21 protein-coding genes are annotated in these 22,717 nt (G+C 40.5%); 12 read left to right on the top strand and 9 right to left on the bottom strand.

Going from position 1 to position 22,717, the window contains the following annotated elements; all coding sequences use genetic code 11:
• The first annotated feature begins 59 nt into the window (after positions 1 to 59).
• From RCZ04_RS11735 to tpx, 9 genes are all read left to right on the top strand, one after another.
• On the top strand, positions 60 to 260 hold the full coding sequence (locus RCZ04_RS11735; RefSeq protein ID WP_460486228.1) for a hypothetical protein: 201 nt from the start codon (positions 60 to 62) through the stop codon (positions 258 to 260).
• A gap of 28 nt (positions 261 to 288) precedes the next feature.
• Positions 289 to 834, top strand: a complete 546-nt coding sequence (locus tag RCZ04_RS11730; protein WP_460486227.1) for a Smr/MutS family protein — start codon at positions 289 to 291, stop codon at positions 832 to 834.
• On the top strand, positions 835 to 1,497 hold the full coding sequence (locus tag RCZ04_RS11725) for an ABC transporter ATP-binding protein (RefSeq protein WP_460486226.1): 663 nt from the start codon (positions 835 to 837) through the stop codon (positions 1,495 to 1,497).
• 77 nt (positions 1,498 to 1,574) lie between these two features.
• Positions 1,575 to 2,018, top strand: a complete 444-nt coding sequence (locus tag RCZ04_RS11720) for a PepSY-like domain-containing protein (protein WP_460486225.1) — start codon at positions 1,575 to 1,577, stop codon at positions 2,016 to 2,018.
• On the top strand, positions 2,018 to 2,416 hold the full coding sequence (locus RCZ04_RS11715) for a PepSY-like domain-containing protein (protein ID WP_460486224.1): 399 nt from the start codon (positions 2,018 to 2,020) through the stop codon (positions 2,414 to 2,416). The genes RCZ04_RS11720 and RCZ04_RS11715 overlap by 1 nt, the downstream gene beginning before the upstream one ends.
• 95 nt (positions 2,417 to 2,511) lie before the next feature.
• Positions 2,512 to 2,958, top strand: coding sequence for a PepSY-like domain-containing protein (locus tag RCZ04_RS11710; RefSeq protein ID WP_460486223.1), 447 nt, complete (start codon positions 2,512 to 2,514; stop codon positions 2,956 to 2,958).
• Between the two features lies 1 nt (position 2,959).
• The gene (locus tag RCZ04_RS11705) at positions 2,960 to 3,394 is read left to right on the top strand and encodes a PepSY-like domain-containing protein (protein WP_460486222.1); all 435 of its coding nucleotides are present in this window, start codon (positions 2,960 to 2,962) and stop codon (positions 3,392 to 3,394) included.
• A gap of 26 nt (positions 3,395 to 3,420) precedes the next feature.
• Positions 3,421 to 4,650 carry a BaiN/RdsA family NAD(P)/FAD-dependent oxidoreductase gene (locus RCZ04_RS11700; protein ID WP_460486221.1) on the top strand — a complete coding sequence of 410 codons (1,230 nt, stop codon included), beginning with the start codon at positions 3,421 to 3,423 and terminating at the stop codon, positions 4,648 to 4,650.
• A gap of 75 nt (positions 4,651 to 4,725) precedes the next feature.
• A complete protein-coding gene (gene tpx / locus RCZ04_RS11695) occupies positions 4,726 to 5,223 on the top strand; it encodes a thiol peroxidase (RefSeq protein WP_460486220.1) in 498 nt (165 codons plus the stop codon).
• 61 nt (positions 5,224 to 5,284) lie between these two features.
• Here the strand turns inward: tpx and recJ are convergent, their stop codons facing one another.
• Positions 5,285 to 6,979, bottom strand: a complete 1,695-nt coding sequence (recJ, locus tag RCZ04_RS11690) for a single-stranded-DNA-specific exonuclease RecJ (RefSeq protein ID WP_460486219.1) — start codon at positions 6,977 to 6,979, stop codon at positions 5,285 to 5,287.
• Positions 6,980 to 7,073: 94 nt separating this feature from the next.
• Positions 7,074 to 7,937, bottom strand: coding sequence for a sigma-70 family RNA polymerase sigma factor (locus RCZ04_RS11685; protein WP_015781678.1), 864 nt, complete (start codon positions 7,935 to 7,937; stop codon positions 7,074 to 7,076).
• A gap of 101 nt (positions 7,938 to 8,038) precedes the next feature.
• Between RCZ04_RS11685 and RCZ04_RS11680 the strand changes: the two genes are divergently transcribed.
• Complete coding sequence (locus tag RCZ04_RS11680; protein ID WP_460486218.1) at positions 8,039 to 9,034, top strand: glycosyltransferase family 2 protein; 996 nt, start codon at positions 8,039 to 8,041, stop codon at positions 9,032 to 9,034.
• Between the two features lie 211 nt (positions 9,035 to 9,245).
• Here the strand turns inward: RCZ04_RS11680 and rsgA are convergent, their stop codons facing one another.
• From rsgA to RCZ04_RS11660, 4 genes are all read right to left on the bottom strand, one after another.
• Positions 9,246 to 10,184: a ribosome small subunit-dependent GTPase A gene (gene rsgA / locus RCZ04_RS11675; protein WP_460486217.1), complete on the bottom strand. Its 939-nt coding sequence runs from the start codon at positions 10,182 to 10,184 to the stop codon at positions 9,246 to 9,248.
• A gap of 3 nt (positions 10,185 to 10,187) precedes the next feature.
• A complete protein-coding gene (locus tag RCZ04_RS11670; protein ID WP_460486216.1) occupies positions 10,188 to 10,697 on the bottom strand; it encodes a CvpA family protein in 510 nt (169 codons plus the stop codon).
• 25 nt (positions 10,698 to 10,722) lie between these two features.
• Entirely contained in the window at positions 10,723 to 13,806 is a 3,084-nt protein-coding gene (locus RCZ04_RS11665; protein WP_460486215.1) for a reprolysin-like metallopeptidase, read from the bottom strand.
• 157 nt (positions 13,807 to 13,963) lie between these two features.
• Positions 13,964 to 15,832, bottom strand: coding sequence for a glycoside hydrolase family 13 protein (locus RCZ04_RS11660; RefSeq protein WP_460486214.1), 1,869 nt, complete (start codon positions 15,830 to 15,832; stop codon positions 13,964 to 13,966).
• A 338-nt stretch (positions 15,833 to 16,170) separates the two neighbouring features.
• Here RCZ04_RS11660 and yaaA point away from each other — a divergent pair, with 338 nt between their 5' ends.
• The gene (yaaA, locus tag RCZ04_RS11655; protein ID WP_460486213.1) at positions 16,171 to 16,929 is read left to right on the top strand and encodes a YaaA family protein; all 759 of its coding nucleotides are present in this window, start codon (positions 16,171 to 16,173) and stop codon (positions 16,927 to 16,929) included.
• A gap of 65 nt (positions 16,930 to 16,994) precedes the next feature.
• Here yaaA and RCZ04_RS11650 read toward each other — a convergent pair whose 3' ends face one another.
• From RCZ04_RS11650 to RCZ04_RS11640, 3 genes are read right to left on the bottom strand one after another with little or no spacing between them, the layout of a single operon-like run.
• The gene (locus tag RCZ04_RS11650) at positions 16,995 to 17,321 is read right to left on the bottom strand and encodes a plasmid stabilization protein (RefSeq protein ID WP_088593838.1); all 327 of its coding nucleotides are present in this window, start codon (positions 17,319 to 17,321) and stop codon (positions 16,995 to 16,997) included.
• Entirely contained in the window at positions 17,311 to 17,538 is a 228-nt protein-coding gene (locus tag RCZ04_RS11645; RefSeq protein WP_460486212.1) for a hypothetical protein, read from the bottom strand. Before RCZ04_RS11645 ends, RCZ04_RS11650 begins: the two co-directional genes overlap by 11 nt.
• A gap of 41 nt (positions 17,539 to 17,579) precedes the next feature.
• Positions 17,580 to 18,371 (bottom strand): DUF2797 domain-containing protein, encoded by a 792-nt coding sequence (locus tag RCZ04_RS11640; RefSeq protein WP_460486211.1) that lies wholly within the window; start codon positions 18,369 to 18,371, stop codon positions 17,580 to 17,582.
• Between the two features lie 565 nt (positions 18,372 to 18,936).
• On the opposite strand from RCZ04_RS11640, the gene RCZ04_RS11635 reads away from it, so the two are divergent.
• A partial coding sequence (locus RCZ04_RS11635) for a hypothetical protein (protein ID WP_460486210.1) occupies positions 18,937 to 22,717 on the top strand: 3,781 nt, incomplete at its 3' end.

The following is a 22,717-nucleotide window of genomic DNA, read 5'->3' as shown; positions in this document are numbered from 1 at the left end:
CAGGCCACAGGCCATAGGAACGTCGCACTCCTAAGGCCTAACAACTAATACCTAACAAGATGAATTACATATTAATGATCATAGGAATACTCGTAGCCCTCTCGCGCTACTTGTTCCCTAAATACGACCAAGCGTTGCTCATTGGCGGTATGAGCCTACTGATGATAGGCATATACCGCATTTCACGCAATCTACCTTCCAAAAATGAGGAAGATTTTCAAGACCCCGCGACAAGAATTCGCAACCCAGAGGATGATTAGCAAATTGACAAATTAGCAAATTAACACCGTGAACATAGGAGATTACATAGAAGTATTAGACGATACGATTAAAGGGCATATTGTGCGCCTCACTCCTCAGCAAGTAACAATGCTTACTACTGAGGGTTTTGAGCTGACTTTCCGCCCCGAGGAAGTTATCGTCATTGAAGAAGACGCCTCGCTAAAAGGTGCTTTTACTAATATAGATGAAGAAAGCCTTAGTAAGGACAAGGTTTTCAAAAGGAGAAATAAGTCCCCTCTTACTAAAAAAGAGAAGGCGATACCGCCTATGGAAGTAGATTTGCACATTGAGCAACTTGTTGATTCCACTCGCAATATGACCAATTACGATATGCTTACCCTCCAGCTCGAAACCGCCCGTCGCCAATTGGAATGGGCAATAAACCAACGCATTCAGCGGGTGGTGTTCATTCACGGAGTAGGAGAGGGAGTATTGCGCACTGAATTGGAGTTTTTGTTAGGGCGTTATTCAAATGTTACTTTTTACGATGCCGAGTATGCCAAATACGGTGTAGGCGCTACCGAAGTGTATATTTATCAAAATGCGAAATAGATGATACAAGCCACTAATATACATAAAACTTACAAAGATTTAGAAGTGCTCAAAGGTGTATCGGTGAGCGTTACTAAAGGCGAAATCGTGTCGATTGTAGGGGCATCAGGGGCAGGAAAAACTACCCTATTACACATCTTGGGTACCCTCGATAGTCCGGATACTGGTAACCCATCGTCGCTCATCATCAATGGAACGGATATACTATCATTGTCGTCTAAGACTTTAGCAAAATTCCGCAATGAGCATATAGGCTTTATCTTTCAGTTTCACCAATTGTTGCCAGAGTTCACCGCTTTGGAGAACATCTGTATTCCTGCGCTTATCAAGGGAATGAACAAAAAGGAAGCTGAAAAGCGCGCAATGGAGCTCTTGGACTTTTTACACCTCGCCCCTCGTGCCGACCATAAACCTAATGCCCTTTCGGGAGGCGAACAGCAACGGGTATCGGTGGCTCGTGCCTTGATGAACCACCCATCGGTAGTATTCGCCGATGAACCCAGTGGGAACCTCGATTCCGAAAGTGCCGAAAAGTTACACCAACTCTTTTTCCAACTGCGTGAGGAGTTCCAGCAAACTTTTGTGATAGTTACCCATAACGAAGAACTTGCGACAATGGCTGATAGGAAACTCGTGATGGTGGACGGAAAGATAATTAGCTAATGAGGTGATTATTCCTAATTCTTTCCCAAATTAGGTTGTACTTTTGCCCCGTTAAACTTAAAAACAGATTTAAAACGATGAAAAAATTACTATCATTTATTGCAACTTTTTTATTGACAGTAGTAGCTGTACAAAGTGTATCGGCAAAAGACACTCCTATTACTTTTGCACAATTGCCCGCTAAGGCACAAACTTTCGTGAAACAACACTTTAAAGTGGAAGATATCGCTTCGGTATGGAAAGACGATGATATTCACGATAAGGATTATAAAGTACACTTTAATGATGGCACAGAAATTGAGTTCTATGCCAATGGTGACTGGGAAGAGGTGAAATCACGTACTCAAGCTATCCCCGCGAAAATCATTCCTAATGGAATTGCTTATTACGTAAGCAAAACTTATCCTCAAACAAACATTTATAAAATCCAGAAGAAACGCTATGGCTATGAGGTGGAACTTACTAACGGTCTCGACTTGGAATTTAATGCAAAAGGACAATTTTTAAGAATAGACGACTAATGAAACACTTCTTTTTTATAGCTACTTTTGCAACTCTCACACTCAGTTCGTGCGCACGATTGCCACAACCCGCTCGCGATTTTATCAGTATTCACTTTCCACATACTTCTGTCAAGGAGGTAGAGAAAGAAAAGAATATTAACGGTTATTCGGTGGAACTAAAAGACCGCACTGAACTGGAATTTACCGCCAATGGCGATTGGCTAAAAGTAGATGGTGAAGATGGACATAGTATCCCTACTACCTTTTTCCCAAAAAAAATAGCTGATTACGTTACAGCCCAAGGTCTTATCATCGAAGGAATTAGAAAAACCAATATAGGGTATAAAGTAGACATTATAGGCTCTCATACTGATTTATTTTTTAACCACAACGGAGAGCCAATAGGAAATTATTAAACTCTTAATAGAATATTAAAAAGTACCATTTATTTGGTACTTTTTTTATTTTTGGTTATTTTTGTCGCCGTAAACATATCAATAATAACAAAAAGATGAATACACTTAAAGCATTATCAACAATAGCGTTCTCCTTACTTGTTTTTGGAGTGGCTACTGCTCAAGACGAAGGTCTTGTGCCTATAGAAGCTTTGCCTGCCAGCGCTCAAAGTTTTATCAAACAGCACTTCTCTACTAATAATATCGTTTCGGTATGGCAAGATACTGAAAAAGGTAAAGTAGAGGATTACACTGTGCTTTTTGCTGATGGCACTGAAATAGAATTTCGTGCTGATGGCAATTGGAAAGAAGTAAAATCACGCAACGGACAAGTATCACCTAAGATTGTTCCTGCTAAAATCACTAAGTACGTACACAAAAACTACCCTAATATTATTATTAAGGAAATCAAAAAAGGGCGTACTAAATACGAAGTAGACCTTTCTAACGGTGTAGAACTCCTCTTTAACTTAAACGGTAAATTCTTAAAAATAGACGACTAATATGAAACGATTTTTATTACTTATTATGGCTACTTTTTCTTTTAGCCTAGCTTCAGCACAAGACAAAAAAGTAACCTTTAACGACCTCCCTGCTGATGCTATCAACTTTGTACGTCAGCATTTTTTAGTAGACCATATTACCTCGGTATGGAAAGACACAGATTACAACGACGAAGAGTACACCGTCATCTTTCGTGATGGTCTTGAAATAGAGTTCAACGGCAACGGTGATTGGAAGGAGCTCAAAGCACGACACGGCAAAGTGCCTGACCACGTAGTACCTGAAAGGATATTAGCACACGTACAAGCTACTTTTCCTTTTGAATCTATCAAAGAAGTATCGCGTAGTCTTAGTAAAAAGAAATATGAAGCGGAACTTACCGACGGTCAGGAACTCAAATTTGATGATAAATACAATTTTATAGGTATCAAATAACGTTTTATTACCTTTTTTTACCTAAAATGTACGACCTTCTTATTATCGGTGGAGGAGCTGCTGGCTTCTTCACCGCTATTAATACTGCCGAAAAGTGCTCTAAGTTCAAAATTGCTATACTCGAAAAAAGCAAAGAGGTTCTTCATAAAGTGCGTATTTCGGGCGGAGGACGATGTAACCTTACGAACGCTACTTTTACTCCTCAAGAACTTGTAAAGAATTATCCACGAGGCAGTAGAGAGCTTCTCAGTCCGTTTCATCGTTTTATGTGTGGTGATGTGATGGAGTGGTTTGAATCTCACGGAGTCCCTCTCAAAACGGAAGCCGACGGTCGCGTATTTCCTGCTTCTAACACTTCTGAAAGCATTATAAATTGCTTTCTCAGCGGAATTAGAAAACACCACATTCACCTCTTTACCGAACAGAATGTACAAGCCTTTTGTCCTATGCCCGAAGGTTGGGAAGTAACTACATCTAAGCAAACCTATACTGCTCGTAATGTAGCTATTGCTACGGGTAGCAATCCTAAAATATGGCAATTGTTAGCGCGACTGGGGCATACCATCATACCTCCTGTACCCTCACTATTTACTTTTCAAACGTCTACCCAATGGACTAAAGAGCTATCGGGTATTGCTGTGAATGCCTCTATACGTTTGCTTAGCAAAGAAGGTAAATACTTAAAGATAAGCGAAACAGCTCCGCTACTCTTCACACATACAGGCTTTAGTGGTCCCGCAGTGTTGCGAGCCTCGGCTTGGGGTGCTCGTGTGCTAGCTGAGTGTAACTACCAATGCCTTATGGAAGTGAACTTCACCGCCAATACCCCAGAAGCACTCACTTACGACGAAACACTCCTGTTACTACAAGACTTCAAACAGCACAACGGACGCAAAATGATGCAGAGTGTCTCACTATTTGAACTTCCTAAACGTTTATGGGCATCTCTTTTAGCTCACGCAGGTATTGCTCTTGAACAACTGTGGGCTGAGCTTAATAAACCACAATTGCGTCACCTTACCGAAACGCTTACCCAATGCCGTTTTCCTATTGAGGGCAAAGCTACTTTCAAAGAAGAGTTTGTAACAGCAGGAGGTGTAAAACTCTCCGAAATCAACTTTAAGACTTATGAGAGTAAACTCCTTCCGCATCTTTATTTAGCCGGTGAAGTGCTCGATATTGATGCTATTACCGGAGGCTTCAACTTCCAGAATGCGTGGACGGGTGGTTATATTATTGCAGAAAGTATTCGATAATAATACTATAAATTTGATACTTGGCGCTGTTTTTGTTGATTTTCAAACTATTGTTAATAGAAATAACTATATTTTATGGCAAACATTACATTTCACGAACAACCAGCTCATACTGCTGGCGAACTTCCCAAAGTGGGCACTGTAGCTCCTAATTTTTCAGCTGTAAGAAATGATTTGGCTGAAGTAACTCTCAAAGACTTTCAAGGAAAGAAAGTAGTACTGAATATTTTCCCAAGTGTAGATACTGGTGTATGTGCAGCTTCTGTGCGCAAATTTCACGTAGAGGCTTCTAAACTTAGCAATGTAGCTATTCTTTGTGTATCTAAAGACCTTCCTTTTGCGCTTAGCCGCTTTTGTGCTGCTGAAGGAATAGATAACCTCACGATGCTTTCAGACTTCAGAGGTGATTTTGCAAAACATTACCCTATTACTTTTACTGATACACCTTTAAAAGGGTTGCTATCGCGCTGTGTAATAGTTTTAGATGAGCAAGGGAAAGTGGTTTATACGGAACAAGTAGCTGAAACTACTGAAGAGCCTAGCTACTCTAAAGCCTTAGAAGCTTTGAAATAGCAGGGTTGCTATATAAAAATAGGTCATTGGAATAACTATACTATTTCAATGACCTATTTTTTTATTTAATATCTCTCACTTGCAGTTGCAAGCTTACTCTGCCATTCCATTCGTTTTCTTCTATTGAAAATATTATACTAAAAGGTCTGCCAGAGGTTACTAAGGGGAGTTTATGAGCTAAGCCAAAGCCTACTGCATCGTAATATGAGGTGCTCCCTACTTCTTTTAAGGTAAGTTTTAAATGTTCTTCCTCTTTACCTATACGTTTGGCAAATCCGGTGTCTATTACATTTTCGGCATAGAAAAGCGGAGGGAGATTGCAAGGACCAAAAGGCTCGAACTGTTTGAGAACGTTATATAACTTTTGGGTGAGTTTACTCAAAGGGAGTGCGGTATCTATAGAGAGTTTCGGGATTCGCAACTCAGGGTTAATACTTTGCTTTACTACTTCTTCAAAAGTAGCTTTAAAAAGCTGATACTGTTCAGGACGTAAGGTAAGACCGGCAGCGTATTTATGTCCGCCGAATTGCTCTAAATATTCACTGCACTGTTCCAACGCCTCGTAAATATCAAATCCTTGTACCGAACGCGCTGAAGCAGCATATTTGTCACCGCTTTTGGTGAAGACTACCGTAGGGCGGTAGTAATGTTCAATAAGGCGGGAGGCAACAATGCCTATCACCCCCTTGTGCCATTCTTCGTTAAAGACTACTGAAGTATAGCTGTCTTGTTCACCATTCGCTTCTATTTGGTTGAGTGCTTCGGTAGCGATACTACTATCCAATTCCTTTCTTTCAGTATTGAGAGCATCTATTTCTTTAGCTTTTTGTAGGGCTTGTTCTTCATTAGCTTCGGTGAGGAGGGAGACAGCGTATTTGCCGTGCTCTATGCGACCTGCTGCATTGATACGTGGTGCTGCTTTGAAGACTACGTCGGTGACGGTAATAGCTCCTTGATGTTCACCAAAAAGTGCTTTTACTCCTGCTGAGGGGCTCTCATTAAGTACTTTCAAACCAAAGTACATCAAGCAACGGTTTTCGCCATCCATCGGTACGATATCGGCTGCTGTAGCTATGGCTACCAAATCTAAAAGAGGAATCAATTCTTCAAAAGGACGTTGTAGATACTCGTGGTATGCCTGTGCTAATTTAAATCCTAAACCACAACCACAGAGTTCTTTATACGGGTAAGGACAGTCCGTTTGTTGGGGGTCGAGTACCGCTACAGCCTCAGGTACTACATCTGACGGACGGTGGTGGTCGGCAATGATAAAGTCGATACCTTTTGCTTTGGCATATTGTACTTTATCAATGGCTTTAATTCCGCAGTCGAGTGCAATAATTAGCGTACAACCTTGCGCCTGAGCATAGTCAATTCCTTGAAAGGAAATGCCATAACCTTCGGTATACCGGTCTGGAACATAGGTATGCAAATTAGAAGTGAAGTTGCTGAGGTAACGCTCCATCAAAGAGACGGCACTGGTACCATCGACATCGTAATCACCATAGATGAGAATCGTTTCGCCCTCAGTAAGTGCTTGGTGCAAACGGGTGACGGATTCTTTCATTCCTTTCATCAGGAGAGGCTTATGTAATTGCGATAGGGTAGGGCGGAAGAAGTCTTTTGCCTGCTGGAAAGTAGTTATACCTCGTTGCGCTAAGAGTATTGCCAAAGGCTCACTGATATTGAGTTCTTGTTGTAGTGCTACTACAGTGCTTTGCGGTGGTAACGGTTTAAAGTTCCAAGTGTAGTCCATTTATTTAGGTAAAAGATAAAAGGTAAAGGGTAAGAAAAAACTTTGTCAAAGTTAGGACTTTGACAAAGTCTATATTTGCTTGTACGGCTCGCACTTAGCCTAAGTATGTTTTTAGAATTTTACTGCGGGAAGTGTGTTTAAGGCGACGAATAGCTTTTTCTTTGATTTGGCGTACACGTTCGCGGGTAAGGTCAAAGGTTTCGCCTATTTCTTCGAGAGTCATTGCGTGCTGATCGGAAAGACCGAAATACAAACGCACTACATCGGCTTCGCGAGGAGTGAGCGTTTCGAGTGCACGCTCAATTTCGGTGCGCAATGAATCTAAAATGAGTGACTTATCGGGGTTAGGCGACTCGTTACTGCGAATCACATCGTACAGGTTAGAATCTTCACCTTCTACCAAAGGAGCGTCCATTGAGATATGACGACCCGCATTCTTCATAGATTCTTTCACATCGTTTACCGACATATCCAGCTCACGCGCAATCTCTTCAGCTGAAGGTACGCGTTCATTGGCTTGCTCAAGGTAAGCATACATCTTGTTGATTTTATTGATAGAACCAATCTTGTTCAGCGGTAAGCGCACAATACGCGATTGCTCGGCTAAGGCTTGGAGTATTGATTGGCGAATCCACCATACGGCGTAAGAAATGAATTTGAATCCACGGGTTTCGTCGAAGCGTTGTGCTGCTTTGATGAGCCCTAAGTTTCCTTCGTTGATAAGGTCGGGCAGGGTGAGCCCTTGGTTTTGGTATTGTTTAGCGACTGATACCACGAAGCGCAAATTGGCTTTGGTGAGTTTTTCTAAGGCGGCTACATCGCCTGCCTTAATGCGTTGTGCCAATTCCACCTCTTCATCAGCAGTAATTAGGTCTACACGACCAATCTCTTGCAAATACTTATCAAGAGACGCAGTTTCACGGTTGGTTACCTGTTTGGTAATTTTTAGTTGTCTCATTCAGAAAAAATCCTTAATTTTGTCGATTCTTATACGCCTATTATACGTATAGATTTATACGGATGTTACATAACAGCTAAAAATTAACATTATATTAACAAATGAAATACAGTTTTATTATCCCGATATACAATCGTCCTGAAGAGCTTGACGAGCTTTTAAATAGCCTTGTGTCACAAACTTACGAAGATGATTTTGAAGTAGTAGTAATAGAGGACGGCTCTACTATTACCTCAAAAGAAGTGTGTGAAAAGTATCAAAACGATTTATCGATTACTTATCTTGCGAAACCAAATACAGGTCCTGGTGACTCGCGTAACTACGGAATGCAACGCGCCCAACACGATTATTTTCTCATTTTAGATTCCGATTGTATTTTACCGCCTCATTATTTGGAAGCAGTAGATGATTTCTTACAAGCTCATTACGTTGATTGTTTTGGGGGCTCGGATACGGCTACCCATGATTTTACTGATATTCAGAAGGCTATTAACTATACGATGACTTCTTTGCTGACTACGGGGGGCATTCGGGGTAGCCAAAAGCGCATTCAGCGGTTTGAACCGCGGAGTTTCAATATGGGTTTATCACGTAGGGCTTTTGAGGCGACGGGAGGCTTTGGGAAGATACACCCTGGTGAAGACCCTGATTTGGTGATACGCCTTTGGGAAAGGGGCTTCGATTCAGCTTTTATTCCTACTGCTTTTGTGTTTCACAAACGGCGTATTTCGTGGGCAAAATTCCGTACTCAAGTGAGCAAATTTGGGCAAACGCGGGCTATCCTTAACCATTGGCATCCGCAAACGCGCAAGCTCACTTTTTGGTTGCCTACTTGCTTTGCCTTGGGGCTTTGTGGGGCTATGCTGTTAGTGTTTTTCGGACATATAGCGCCCTTGCTGGTGTACGCCTGTTATTTTATTTTGATAGGGTGGGATAGTGCCCGAGAGAACCGGAGTTTGAAGATAGGCTTTTTATCGGTTTGGGCGCTTTTGGTGCAGTTTTTTAGTTATGGATTTGGATTCTTGAAAGCGACCTTAAAAATAGCTTTCGTCAAGAAACCAATCGAAATACTTTTTCCGCATTTATTTTTTAAATAGAGTCTTTTTTGGTAATGGGGAGCTTATACAAAGCTTATACGAACCTTGAACGAATGTTGGACGATTGGTATAGAAAGGCTATACAGAATATTGATTTCCAAGCTACTATAAAGGAAGTTTTTGTAGAAATAAATCGAAAGAAAACAGGCCTCCCGTTGGAGGTCTGTTGTTTGTAAGAGGGAGTTTTATTATTTTAGTATTGTTTTTTGAATTAGTCATCTTCGCTTTCGCGATATACATTGTCTTCGCCTTTGAGGATTTGCAGATAGCTTTTGTAGCGTGACCAAGCGATTTCGTCGCGTTCTAAAGCTGCTTTTACGGCGCATTGGGGTTCATCGGTATGCAGGCAATTGTTAAACTTACACTGGTGTTTGAGGGCGAAAAACTCGGGGAAATAGTGGGTGAGTTCTTCTTTTTCTATTTCTACCATACCAAAGCCTTTGATACCTGGGGTATCGATAATACGTGCTCCAAAAGGCAAATCGAACATTTCGGCAAAAGTTGTAGTGTGTTGCCCCTGCTGATGGAGTTGAGAGATTTCGGCGGTTTTGAGGTGTAAATTGGGAGCTATGGCATTGATAAGTGTAGACTTGCCAGCGCCTGAATGCCCTGATACCACGCAAGTTTTTCCTTCCATAGCAGTTTTTACCTTATCGATATTTTTGCCCGTAGTAGCCGAAATATCTATACATTCATAACCTGCGTTGCGGTATATTGAGGCGAGGTATTTCACTTCGGCGAGTTCCTCTTCGGTATAAGTATCTACTTTGTTAAAGAGCAGTACGGTTTTGATACCGTAGGCTTCGGCGGTTACCAAAAAGCGGTCGATAAAAGTAGTAGAAGTAGGCGGATTGTTGAGGGTTACGACTAAGAAAGCGAGATCGATATTGGAAGCGATAATGTGAGTTTGCTTAGAAAGGTTCACCGATTTGCGGATAATGTAGTTATCGCGGGGGTGTATTTGGGTAATGACGCCTCTGTTACTTTCTTCTAAACTAAAGACCACGCGGTCGCCCACAGCTATAGGGTTTGTATTCTTGATGCCTTTAAGGCGAAATTTACCTTTGATGCGACACTCATAGAACCGCCCCGTAGCGACGTCCTTCACGGTGTACCAACTACCTGTAGATTTATAGACTAATCCTTCCATTTATTATTCACTTTTCATTTCTTCTTTCGGTTTCTCAGGGAAAACATTAGCGTATACTACTTGGCTGATGCTCTTTACAGGTTTATAGAGCAATGAGTTGTTAAGAGAGGAAGCAGAAAGCCATTTTTCGGTTTGAAAAGTACGCTCTAAGAACAAGAACATCGACCCAACAATGACTGCTGCTTTAAGTAAGCCAAACAAGCCACCCGCTAAACGATTCAGGAAACCGAGTTCAGCGACTTTGAGCATCTGGGTAAGAACTTTAGCTAAGAGCATTACCCCCAACATCAGCACGATGAGGGTAAGACCGAAAGCAAAGACCTCTAAGGTTTGCTTTTCGGCAGGGAGAATCTTGTCTAACAACGAGGCGGTAAAGAAAGAGAAGTGTATTGCCCCATAAATGCCTATCACAATAGCTAATAGCGATGCCATTTCGATGATAACCCCTCGCATAAAACCACGTACTGCTCCGAAGCCCAAAATTACTAACAATAAAATGTCTATCTTATTCATTTATCAATTAAATATTTAGTAGTATCTATCTTACGTATAAAAACCCTTTTTTGGTTCGTTGTTCTCCTTTGAAATAGTAAGTAAGTACATAAAAATAAGTTCCTGCCAAGCGTTTATTACCTACCACGCCTTTTGCATTAGGGTAACCTCTGAAATACTCGCCGTTTTGCTGATAGTTATTACTTTCATAGACCTTCAATCCCATTTCGTCAAAAATAAGGAGGGTAATAGGGTTATAATCATCAGCATTTTCTATTCTAAAATAGTTATTAGAACCATTTTCAGTAGAAACAGCATTGTAAATCTCAACTTCATCAGGACGGGTATCTATATGACCAGGTTTGTTCACTTTAGGAGTGATGGTAATCGCTTGTTTGTGTATGCGCTCATTGCCACAGACATCGCGTGCGATCCAAGTGTAGACTACCTTAGAGAGTTTGCCATTGGTCAAATATTCTTCTTTTGAGGGCATTGTTACAGTAGGTGTGCCAGCGCAAGAGTCTTCAGCAGAGATACTTTTCTGTAGGGGAATAGGCATTCCCTCCTCAATAGTAAGGTCTTGAGGCAAAGTTCCTACAAAAGTAGGAGGAGTGGTATCGGCTACGGTAATGCGCTGAGTATGGGTAAGGGTTGTACAACCATCGGTAGCAGTGAAAGTGCGCTCTAAGGTAAAGTTGTTAGGACAGCGTTTGTTTAGTTCTTTATCAATACGCGTGATGACTACCGCCCCACAACCGCCCTGAGCAGTAGGGGTTACTACCGCAGGAATGGACTTAGCGCAATCAACAGTCACATCGTTAGGAAGTGTTGCCCAAGTGAGAGGTATAGGGGTACTTTTGGGTACAAAAGTAATGGTTTGCTGGTGAGTAGTGGTATTACCACAAGCATCTTTAGCTTCCCACATATAGATAAGCCTAGTAAGTTTACCTTTTGTATCTTTTATTTCTTTATAAGAAGGCGTAACAGTAGTTGTGCCACGATTGTCAGTAGCCGTAAGTGTTACTTGGGTAGGAGTTGTTTCACCTTCTTTAATACTTATATTTTGGGGCAAAGCGCCTGCAAAAGTAGGAGGAGTTCTATCTATTACGCTAATAGTTTGCGTATAAGTAAGCATTTGGTTACAAGTATCGGTAGCCGTGAAAATGCGTTTAAGTGTATATGTATAGTCGCAATTGCCCTTAATGCGTTCTTCTTTTTGAAGTGAGACTGTAGGAGAACAACCGCCTGTAACAGTAGGAAGCATTAACGCTGGAATAGATTGCTCACACGAAAGCATAAAATGATTAGGGAGCGATGCCCAACGGAGCGGTTCAGGCAGTGCAGTGTTCTTTTCAATAGTAAATCCTCCATTCTTAGGATTGTAGTTAGTAAGGTCGAAGGCTAAACCATCGATTACTTCTACTTTTAAGACAGCTTGGGTAGTGCTAATATTAGGCAAAGTAATTTCTTTACTGCCGTTGTTATCGGTCTCTGCTACTACCATATGTTTAAACGTCTTGCCTAAATCATCGGAGAGTAGAATACGCACTTTGGTATCTTTAAAAATTGAGTTATCTACGCCCCAAGTAAGGGTGAGTTGAGCGCCTCCTTTGTATTTCTTCTTAGGGGTAGTTGTAATTTTGAAGGGGGTACCTTTCTTTATTGTTACTTTGGTAGCCACCAAATCGTATTGAGTGATATAGCCGTAGTGATTCTGAGGCTCAGCATCGCTTACCGCCAGCCAAAAGTTAAAAGTACCTATTTGGTGTCTTACGCCCCCTCTTGCAGAGTCGTCCCAACTATTGGCTAACATCTCTCCTGTTCTTTCGCTGTACTCTTTTTTGAAAACCACAGGGTTGGCTGTAGTGGCTTTGTAGGTGAGATATTGAGTAATCGAAGTTTCATCACGCCCTATACGCTCGTCGTGTTGATTAGCAACATAGAGCAACTGCTCGCTATCGGCATCAGTAGCAGGAATATAGAACTGAAAGAAAGTGTCTTCTGGGATTATATATTCAGCTTTTATTTTAGCCTTCTCAATCATTGGAGGTTGTGTATTAAGTAGGATACCATAAGGAATATTAGGGAATGACGCGTTGCCAACTACCTGAGTGTGCGCTCTATCCTTGTAGTAAGGCGTAGTAGTTAAGAGTTTTCTGATACGTTGCACAGACGATAGCGAGAAGAAATCGCGAGGAGTACCCATACTCATAATAGATTGCCCTACGCCATATTCCGTCTTATTACCATCGGTCAGAGGAGCACTGTAGGTATGTTTACCTCCAAACAGATGACCTACTTCGTGAGCTATCACATCCTTAGTAGGGCGAGCCACTGCCTCAGCTTTAAACTCAGTATAGGCACCCTCCGTTTGAGCCTCGCCTTTGATGCCAGGTGAATCAAAATACGAAATACATATGCCTACCTCGAAATTCTTTTCGCCAAGTATTTCTTTGAGAAACAGATTGTTCTCGTATCTCAAAGCTCCCGACTTTTTAGTTGGGTCAAAGCGCTCTTCTTCAGGTGTTTTGCATATCAAACGCTCATCGTTAATTATTTCCAAATGTATACCTAAATCGCGCTCATAAGCCTCATTGAGGTAGTTTTCCAAATCTGCCCACCACACTTTTACATTTTCCACCTTGCCCCCCATTATATCTTTTCTTTGAAAAACATTGTAAGCAATAGTTACTGCCAAACGATAAACACGCAACACTTGGGTATTTGCAATTTTGGGTTGTTCCTCTTCTTCAGCTGCCAACAGAGCGGGGCGAGCCGTTGCTCCTAAAAAGTGTTTGTGCTCCTCATCGTGAGTGGCACATTCGCCTTTTTCAGCTTGCTGAAATACCAAACGACCTTTTTTAGCAGTAATGTCATACGACCTTCCGTCGCGCTGAAAGCTACCCGAAACCCCTTGTTTACTCACAGATAGCGTAGCTACCCAACGGCTTTGATGATAGCCCACAAAAGAACGAATGCCCTCAGTAGCAAGAGAAGTTTTACGCTCCTGCCACTGAATGTCAATATGTTGCTGTTGGCTAACTTGCCTAAGATAATTCTCTACAGTCTGGGCTTGCATTGCTCCCCAAAACAGAGATAATAGGCAAGTAATAAAAAAGTGTTTGGTCATATTTTAATTAACAATTGATAATTAACAGATACAGGCAAGTTTAAGAGGGTGTTTGGGAAGTAGTTTTTGTATCTTTATAGGTTCCCCCTCTCAGCGTATCTCTCTCAAACTTTTCGGATAGCCTCCATCTGACTGCTCACACCTAACAACCTAACTCCTAATTCAATTCAATGATCATAGCAGTTTTAGCCGGTATTTCCAAGGTGTCTTTTAAGGTGAGTTCTTTCCCTGATACTATATCTCTGCCCCTCAAATGTCCTGCCAAACTTTCGGCGAATCGCTTTAAATTGAGCTTCTGGGCTTCTTTATTGCGGTTGAGTACCACCATTATGCGTTCCTTTTCGTCATAACGAAAATAGACGTACACTTCGTTTTCAGGCAAATACTGGGTGGTTTTCCCATAGTGAATCACAGCTTTATCTTTGCGCCAGTTGAATAGTTTAGCCGTAAAATTGTAATACGCTTGTTGGGTCGCAGTACGACCTGAAGCAGTGAAAGCGTTTTGCGTATCGCCCGCCCAGCCTCCAGGGAAGTCTTGACGAATATCGCCATCGCCCTTGTCTTTGTCGCCTGTCATCCCAATTTCACTGCCGTAATAAATTTGTGGAATACCGCGTGCCGTTGCAATCAAGCTGATGATAAGCTTGTAATCAGCGAGTTCGGGGTACACGTGATTGAGGCGATGCGTGTCGTGGTTTTCAGCAAAAATGAGCAAGTTATTGATGTTCTTATATAGGAAATCATTCGCAAAATTGTCGTATAGTTGCACCATCCCCTTGTCCCACGAAGGCGTTACGCGAAAAGCCTCGCCCACCGCATTAAACAGCGGAAAATCCATTACAGTAGGCAAATAGGTGTTGTAGCTCTGAATAGCACTAATCGGACTGTCCTTTTGCCAATACGATACCTGTGCACTTTGGTTCAACCACACTTCGCCCATAATGTTAAAGTTAGGGTACTCATCAGTAATAGCTTTCGTCCATAGGGCAATACCCTGCTTCTCGTTATACGAGTACGTATCCACGCGCAAACCGTCAAGGTCAGCGTATTCTATCCACCAAATTGCGTTCTGAGTAAGGTAGTTCAACACCAACGGGTTCGCCTGATTCAGGTCAGGCATCGAACGCACAAACCACCCTTTTTCGCAGTACTTTTTGTCCCAGTCCGAGGCATTGCTGTCCATCTGAGTAGTTATCCTAAAAGAGCTCTGTCCATAACCAGGAAATTGGTGTAACCAGTCGTAGCAAGGCAGGTCTTTCACGAGCCAATGCTGACTGCCCCAGTGATTGGTTACATAATCTTTGATGAGCTTCATACCGCGCTTGTGCAAAGCCTCTGAGAGCTGTCGGTACTCTTCATTAGTACCATAACGCGGGTCTATTTTGTACACATCGGTTTGGGCATAAGTGTGATAAGAATGTTGTGGTTCGTTGTCCTCACATAAGGGCGTACTCCATATAGCCGTAGCTCCTAAGGATTGTATATAATCCAAATGGTCGATAATCCCCTGAATGTCCCCCCCGTGGCGACCATTGGAAACCGAGCGGTTGAGCTTATCAGTAAGTGCGGGGTGCGAATCATTGTCTGGTTTACCATTGGCAAAGCGGTCGGGCATAATAAGGTAAACCACATCGCTACTGTCGAAACTCTTGCGGTAAGCCGAGCCCTCACGACGTGCTTTTAATTCGTAGCGAACACTGCCCACTTTCTTTTTCTTTTGCAATAGCGAAATGGTATAGTTGCCCGCTTTTTTATCTTTGGTATCGACGGTTACAAACAGATAGTTAGGGTTTTCTGTTTTCAGTATATTTACAATAGGCAAATCGCTCTCCACATTGTACTGAGCGATGTTTTTGCCATAAAGCAATACCTGCACTTGGTTGTAGTGCATTCCTTCCCACCAAAAAGGTGGTTCTACACGCTGAATCTGAGCGTGAGTCATTCCAAAACTAAATAATCCCATAAGGGTAATAATGTATTTCATAGTGCAAGTTACACGGGTGTTTATTCGCGCAAAGATAGGCATTTCTTTTCAAACAACAATGATAAGATAGTAGTTAGTTATTTTAGTTCGGACAAGTCTGACCCCACAGAACCAGAGCAACAATTCATAGCAACAACATTATAAATTCTATTAGTATTCCATTAATCTTTGGTTGGTCTTCATTGTAGAGCCACTGTAGACCCACTGTAGAGCCACTGTAGACCCACTGAAGTCCCACTGAAGTCCCACTGTAAAACTATCATAGTTCCGTTTAAGGTTTGTTTAAAGTCTATCAAATGTCTCACCCCTATTCAATTGTCAATTATCAATTGCGAATTGTCAATTGTTTTGTAACTTTGCCCCGTTAATTATTTATCACTATGAAAATCGTAATCTCTCCTGCCAAAACCATTAACGAAACATCAGCCCTACCTACTACCCTACACTCTTCGGCTATTTTTCCAAAGGAAATTGGCGAGGTAAGCACTGCCCTTAAAGCACTCTCTCCAAAGCAACTCATAAACCTGATGCATATCTCCCAAAAGCTCGCCGACCTGAATTGGCAACGACACCAACAGCTCTCATTGCCCTTTACCCCACAAAATGCGCGTCCGGCACTCTTTGCTTACAATGGCGATGTGTATGAGGGACTCGATGCCTATTCTCTCTCTAAAATGCAAATTGATAAGTTACAAAGGTCTTTGCGTATTCTCTCAGGGTTGTACGGACTGCTTAAACCCTTAGACCTTATCGCGCCTTATCGGTTGGAAATGAGCATCAAACTACCCGTAGGGAAGGCTACAAATCTATATGCTTTTTGGAAAGACAAAATCACTCAGGCATTGAACGACGAATTGCAAGAAGGAGAATTGTTTATCAATCTCGCCAGTGAAGAATATTTTAAGGCGATTGATACCACAAAGCTAAAAGTGCCCGTGATTACACCTATCTTCAAAGATTATAAAGGAGATACACTAAAAGTCATTAGTTTTTATGCGAAGAAAGCGAGGGGTCGTATGGTACGCTTTTTGGCAGAAAATGAGATTCGCTCAGTAGAAGATTTGAAAGGGTTTAACACTGATGGATATGCGTTTTCAGAAAAGTTTTCAGAAGGAAATACACTTGTTTTTATTAGATAAAAAACTTTGCCAAAGGTTCTAATTGCACGTCGTGCTACAACCTTTGGCAAAGTCTATGATATCAATCATTTTTGGGGAATATTGATAATAGTAAGTCTTCTCAATAATTTATTAGGGTCTTCTTTAGCATTTATAACTCCTATAATCCAAATTTTTGACAATTCTTCTACAATAAGAAAATAAATACCAAAGTGAAATCTTTTGGTAAAGCAAACCCGTACTTGTTCTATTTCTTTTCTAAAAGAAAAGGGGCGACTTTTTATTTCTTGTATATAGCTATAAATCTCCTCATATACTTCAAATCCTAAATTTTCTCTTATTTTATTGTAGTAAACTACAATTTCTTCCAAGTCTATTTCGGCTTGACGATGAATCATTAGCTCAAAATCCATATCTTGCTCTCATTTTTTTATCAAATTCATCAAAAGCTCTTCCTGCTTGTTCAGGATTTTCTGTAATTTCATTAGCTCGTTTCAAAAGCACTTGCAAATACTCATTAGAAGTCTCACTATCTGAAATATTATAGTCAAAATCTATATTTTTCTCTTCTAAAAACGAAGTTAGCACTGCTTTTTGGATTTCATCTTTTGGATATACTAATACACACATAATTATTCTTTTTTGCAAAGGTATAAAAATTAATTGAAAAATCAGCTAATTTGTAAATTAATCACCAGTCCTTCGTTACCTCGCACATTAAAGACGGTGTTGTCGCTAAAAATAAGGTATTGCCCTTTGATGCCTATTAGTTTACCACTGTACGTAGGGGTCTGCACCAGTTGCAGAGAGCGCACTTGGGTAGGGTATTTTTCTACGGGAAAATGAATGTGCAAAGGGGTGATATCTTCGGTGATGTAAGGTTGTACTTGGTCGGGTACAAAGTCGCGCACCTCTAATTTTACTCGCAATAAATCTACGGGAGTGATTTGGTTGGTGAGCATTTTGCGCCAGTTAGTTTTATCGGCTATATGAGCTTTAAGAGCGACTTCGGCAATGCCTGCCAAATAGCGATTGGGTACTTCGGCAAGTATAAGGGCTTCGTGCGCCCCTTGGTCGATCCAGCGGGTTGGAGCTTGTGATTTGCGTGTTACCCCCACTTTTACGTCGCTGGAATTGGCAAGATACACATAATGTGGTTGCAACTGCATTTGTTGCTCATAGCCTAAATCGCGCTCTTCGATGTTTAAATGCGCTTTGCTAAGTTCGGGGTGCATCACCCAATCAGCAGTTTGAGGGACTTCAAAAAAGCACTCTTTGCAATAACCCTGACGGAAGATAGGCTTATTTTCCCCACAATTCATACACTGAAAGCGCACAAATTGGAGTGTTATATCCTTTCCGATGAGTTGGTTCATCAGTACAAAATCGCCTTCCATTGGCAAGTAATACCGTATGGGGTCTGCCCATTCGGTAAGCATTTTTTGAAGTACTCCTTGAAACATAGTTTTAACAGTGAAATGAGGGGACAAAGATACAAAAAAGTCGTAACACAACAAGCAAAACAATTAGCAAATAGAGCAAACACACGAAATTAAGAGTTAATGTCCGTTCAATATATAATTCTGATTTACAATTCCTTTTTACAGTATACTTCTGTGAAATCTAAGCAACTTGTTGCTAAATTCTGTGGATAAAATGAATAGCATCTAAAATTTGTCTGTGAAAAAATCCGTGTGTTCCGTGAAATCTGTGCGAGACTCTTTGTAGCGAAGCTATCTTTTTTCCTCTCGGCAGGTGCGTTTCTTATAGCTCCTACCTCCCTTTGAAAGAGAAAACAGATTACAGCAGAAACAGAAGATATAACAGTGTTATTTTTTACACAAGTAAAGAAAGGTAAAGAGTAGGAAGTGTAAAGAAAAAGAGATTTAAAAAGGATTAAAAACAGTTGTTTTTAGCTCTAAGTTTGTTAAAACTGTGTTAATTATTGTCTTAGTGTAGAGAGATGTAAAAAATCTTTACTAATTTTGCACCCAAAATAAATCACTAACGATGTTTTTTACAGAGAAGATGAATAATTTAATAGCGAAAATGGCTTATAGGATTATTTTTGTGGTAGCATTTTTATTTGCTGTAAACCACCTGAATGCGCAAAGTACTCCCAAAGTGGGAATTACCCAATTAATAGGCTGTGGTACAGGAGCTAATTCTAACAAGGCTCAAATACAAGTAGCTGTTGAAGGAACTGGCTATACCTATAATTTTGGACCTGATGCAAGCGATATTAATGGTAATACAGCTTGGGTGCCTGCTGGTACTCGTAATGTTATAGTAACTCAGGGTAGTAAAACCTATACATTACCTATCACAGTACCTACAAAAGCTACTGCACCTACTTTTACACCCTCTGTGATCTATAACGGCGATAATACTACGGCAAATGTTACCTTAGGTAACAATCAACCTACCTATCAGTATAGTTACACTTATGGAGGAAGTACAAAGTCTAATCCATATTTTGCGAATCTTACCTCAGGAACTCATAATGTTTCAGTAACCTATACTGCTCCTACTACTACTAAATCAGTCGTCTTCTATGACGATTTTGGTAAATATGATGGAGGGGCTAAGTCTGTACAAAGTCTTTATGTAAATAAGAATATTTATTTTGATCCAATGGATGGTTCTCCTCAAAGGCGTCCAGCAGATGGATCTACACGTCCTACCCCAACAGTAGCAGATTCTTATTATGCGATAGGAAACAGACAAATTATGATGAGCAAAACGTGGCCTTATAGTCATAGTTGGATACTACCTAATGATAAAGATGGAGATGCTAATGGTCGTTATTTGTGGTATAATGTAGATCTTACCAAAACATCCCCTGGTGAAACAAAAACAGTTTACAAACGTGAGGCAAATGTAATGCCTAATCTTCCTGTTGAATTTTCAGTTTATCTATATAATCCTATCAATCCTAATGAACCAGCTCTTAAAGGCTATGAACCTAATGTTTCTTTGAGAATATATCGTTCAGAAGCTGATTTCAACAACAATAATCCTATGTATGCTTCTGATAATAACGAAGCTATACCAATTCTGTCGAATCGTGATAATTGGACACGTATGAGTGTCACTACTAATGCTGGTGCTTCAAATAAACTTATTTTTGTTATATATATAGCTAGTGATGGTAATGACTTGTGTGTAGATAATATTTTGGTAACGCAGCCTTCAAAAACTTGTCCTATTACTCAAACTGTTCCTATTACAGTAGCAACAAACTCTAATCCTATTACATTTACCGCAACTACTACTTATAATTGTACAGCTAAAAATGCTAATATCACAGTAAATCCTTCTGTTACTACAGGACATACTTATACCTACACTTTAAACGGAGGAACTCCTCAAAGTTCAAATGCATTCAACAATATATCACTGGGTGCACAACATACAATTACTATAACTTCTAAAAGAAATGATAACAAAATCATCTTCAAAGAAGATTTTGGCTCAGGAAGTACTTACTTAATGCCTACTTCTGTAATACCAGCACCTTTTGTAGGAAGACTGGGAGGAGAAGGCTACCCCTCTGATATTCCAGCTGAAGGTAATTACCAAATAGCTAATAAAAATAACTTAGTAAAAAGAAGTTCTTGGAATTGGGAAACCCCTTCAGACCACACCTCTAATGGTTCAGATTCTAATGGACGTTATCTTGCGTTTAATTATGGAAAAAACGCTAATAAATACTTCTATTTACAAGATATACAAGTAACTGCTAACAAAAAAGTAACTATAGAATATTATGTCTATAATCTTAATAAACATAATTCGGGAGATAATTCTATATACTACCCCAATATACAAGTTTCTTTTGTTGATAAAACTTCAGGAAATGTTATAAACGCTGCTACTAAAGCTTCAGGAGGAGTGCGAGGACACGATAATACTAAAGATTGGAAGCGTTTTACTCATACTTTTACACCTGGAAATGCAACAAGCCTCCAAGTGCGTTTTACAAATCTTACAGATCAAACAAGTGGTAATGACTTTGCTATTGACGATATCTTAATTACTCAAGAACAAGATATCTATAACCATACACAAACTGTTACTATAAATCCTGTGGCTGAAGTAACCTCAGTTACAGCTACACCTCTTGTGTTTAGACAAGGTACAAGTACTACTGTAACCTTTACAATCACAGGTACGCCTAATGCTCAAATTACTTATGTAATTACTGGAGGTACTACACAAACAGCTACCCTCAATAGCACTGGAAAATACACGGTAACAACTGTCACTACTCAAGCTACCGAAATCAATGTAAGCAAAGTAAAATTAGGTGTTTGTGAATATTCTTATACCGATAAAAAAGCTAAAGTAACAACTTCTTTAGCCGATTGTACAACAAAACCTTTGTCGCAATTTCCTAAAGTACCTGTAAATGGTCAAGCTGCTAACAACTTAATGAATGGAGTTACAGTAACACGTAGTTATTCAGGTACTCCTAAGGTTTATTCAGGAGATATTAGCACTTATTGTAGTGGTTCTACTTATGACGATTATACGATTATACATACAAACCCTACCTTTAGTCCTAAAGTGATTTATACTTTCAGCAAACCTATTACTAATGCTGAAATATGGCTAATGGTAATGGGTAGTCCTTCAACTGTGAATGATAAAGTAAGACTTTCAACTAACAATGGTACACCTAATTTTACTAAAGTGTACGACTGTGCCGAAGGGAAAGGACAAGCAGGAGCTACTTTAAGTAATGGAATAGTCACTTCACAGGATCGTATTATAACCGATGTGGTGGTGCGCGTAACCTCTAATACTCCTTTTACTCAATTAATAGTAGAAGATATCAATGGTACTAACTCTTCAGGGGTATTAGTAGAACTTTGTCCTGCTTCTATTACTCCTGCCGAGACTATTAGTATCACTACACAACCGCAAAGCCAAACTATTTGTGCTGATAAGATGGCTACTTTCACCTCTAAAGCTCAATTGAAAGATGCTACAGGTAATATTCAGTACAAATGGCAACAAAAGTCTGATAACGGAACTAATTGGACAGATATCCCTGCTTCTACGGGATCTATCGCAAGTGGAGGAACTGCCTCTTTAACAATAGCTGGAACTACTAACTATAAATATAGAGTAGTGTATAGTTACCAGTTTGCACAAGGCATCGTGGTTACAGCTACTTCTCAAGAAGCAACGCTTACCAAATTGCCTTCTGTAGCTTTACCTACCCTTATTACCGGTAGTAAAACTCTTTGCCCAACAGCAACTAGTAATGTTGTGTCGTTTGCTAATTATGTAACTGCCCCTACGGGTACTACCTTGCTTTGGTACACTGCCCCTACAGCTACTGTTTCAAGCACTACGGCACCTGTTATCAATACTCACGTAACCACTCGCACTACCCAAACGGCTTATGTACGCGCTCTTAGCACTGCGGGCTGTACTAGCGGTATAGTAACCGTTACCTTAACAGTAGACGATACTACTGCTCCTACTTTCACAGCTCCTACTCCTTTAAATATAGTGTGCAACTCAACTACGGCTACTACGGCTATCAGCAATTGGCTCGGTACAGCTACCGCCACCGATACTTGTGGTGCAATAGCAACTATTACAAATAACTATAATACTCCTGCTGACCTTTGTACAGTACCAGGCGGTATTATTACAGTTACCTTTGTAGCCAAAGACACTTTTGGTAACACAAAAACAGGTACTTCTACTATTCATTTAGGAGTAACTCCTTTAGTAGTGAAAGACGATACCTTTAACATACCTGACGGATTAACAACTCAAACCACTATCAGTG

It is taken from the genome of Capnocytophaga sp. HP1101, from assembly GCF_054772415.1.
The sequence above is the reverse complement of the archived record's forward strand: the minus strand, read 5'-3'. Positions and strand labels throughout refer to the sequence as shown.

What these genes read in the sequence shown, in the direction of transcription:
- RCZ04_RS11685 (WP_015781678.1), bottom strand. Translation starts at nt 7,937, where the DNA reads ATGAGACAACTAAAAATTACCAAACAGGTAACCAACCGTGAAACTGCG.
- RCZ04_RS11700 (WP_460486221.1), top strand. Translation starts at nt 3,421, where the DNA reads ATGTACGACCTTCTTATTATCGGTGGAGGAGCTGCTGGCTTCTTCACC.
- rsgA (WP_460486217.1), bottom strand. Translation starts at nt 10,184, where the DNA reads ATGGAAGGATTAGTCTATAAATCTACAGGTAGTTGGTACACCGTGAAG.
- RCZ04_RS11680 (WP_460486218.1), top strand. Translation starts at nt 8,039, where the DNA reads ATGAAATACAGTTTTATTATCCCGATATACAATCGTCCTGAAGAGCTT.
- RCZ04_RS11650 (WP_088593838.1), bottom strand. Translation starts at nt 17,321, where the DNA reads ATGGATTTTGAGCTAATGATTCATCGTCAAGCCGAAATAGACTTGGAA.
- RCZ04_RS11725 (WP_460486226.1), top strand. Translation starts at nt 835, where the DNA reads ATGATACAAGCCACTAATATACATAAAACTTACAAAGATTTAGAAGTG.
- recJ (WP_460486219.1), bottom strand. Translation starts at nt 6,979, where the DNA reads ATGGACTACACTTGGAACTTTAAACCGTTACCACCGCAAAGCACTGTA.
- RCZ04_RS11735 (WP_460486228.1), top strand. Translation starts at nt 60, where the DNA reads ATGAATTACATATTAATGATCATAGGAATACTCGTAGCCCTCTCGCGC.
- RCZ04_RS11715 (WP_460486224.1), top strand. Translation starts at nt 2,018, where the DNA reads ATGAAACACTTCTTTTTTATAGCTACTTTTGCAACTCTCACACTCAGT.
- RCZ04_RS11645 (WP_460486212.1), bottom strand. Translation starts at nt 17,538, where the DNA reads ATGTGTGTATTAGTATATCCAAAAGATGAAATCCAAAAAGCAGTGCTA.
- RCZ04_RS11670 (WP_460486216.1), bottom strand. Translation starts at nt 10,697, where the DNA reads ATGAATAAGATAGACATTTTATTGTTAGTAATTTTGGGCTTCGGAGCA.
- RCZ04_RS11710 (WP_460486223.1), top strand. Translation starts at nt 2,512, where the DNA reads ATGAATACACTTAAAGCATTATCAACAATAGCGTTCTCCTTACTTGTT.
- RCZ04_RS11660 (WP_460486214.1), bottom strand. Translation starts at nt 15,832, where the DNA reads ATGCCTATCTTTGCGCGAATAAACACCCGTGTAACTTGCACTATGAAA.
- RCZ04_RS11720 (WP_460486225.1), top strand. Translation starts at nt 1,575, where the DNA reads ATGAAAAAATTACTATCATTTATTGCAACTTTTTTATTGACAGTAGTA.
- yaaA (WP_460486213.1), top strand. Translation starts at nt 16,171, where the DNA reads ATGAAAATCGTAATCTCTCCTGCCAAAACCATTAACGAAACATCAGCC.
- RCZ04_RS11640 (WP_460486211.1), bottom strand. Translation starts at nt 18,371, where the DNA reads ATGTTTCAAGGAGTACTTCAAAAAATGCTTACCGAATGGGCAGACCCC.
- RCZ04_RS11705 (WP_460486222.1), top strand. Translation starts at nt 2,960, where the DNA reads ATGAAACGATTTTTATTACTTATTATGGCTACTTTTTCTTTTAGCCTA.
- RCZ04_RS11665 (WP_460486215.1), bottom strand. Translation starts at nt 13,806, where the DNA reads ATGACCAAACACTTTTTTATTACTTGCCTATTATCTCTGTTTTGGGGA.
- tpx (WP_460486220.1), top strand. Translation starts at nt 4,726, where the DNA reads ATGGCAAACATTACATTTCACGAACAACCAGCTCATACTGCTGGCGAA.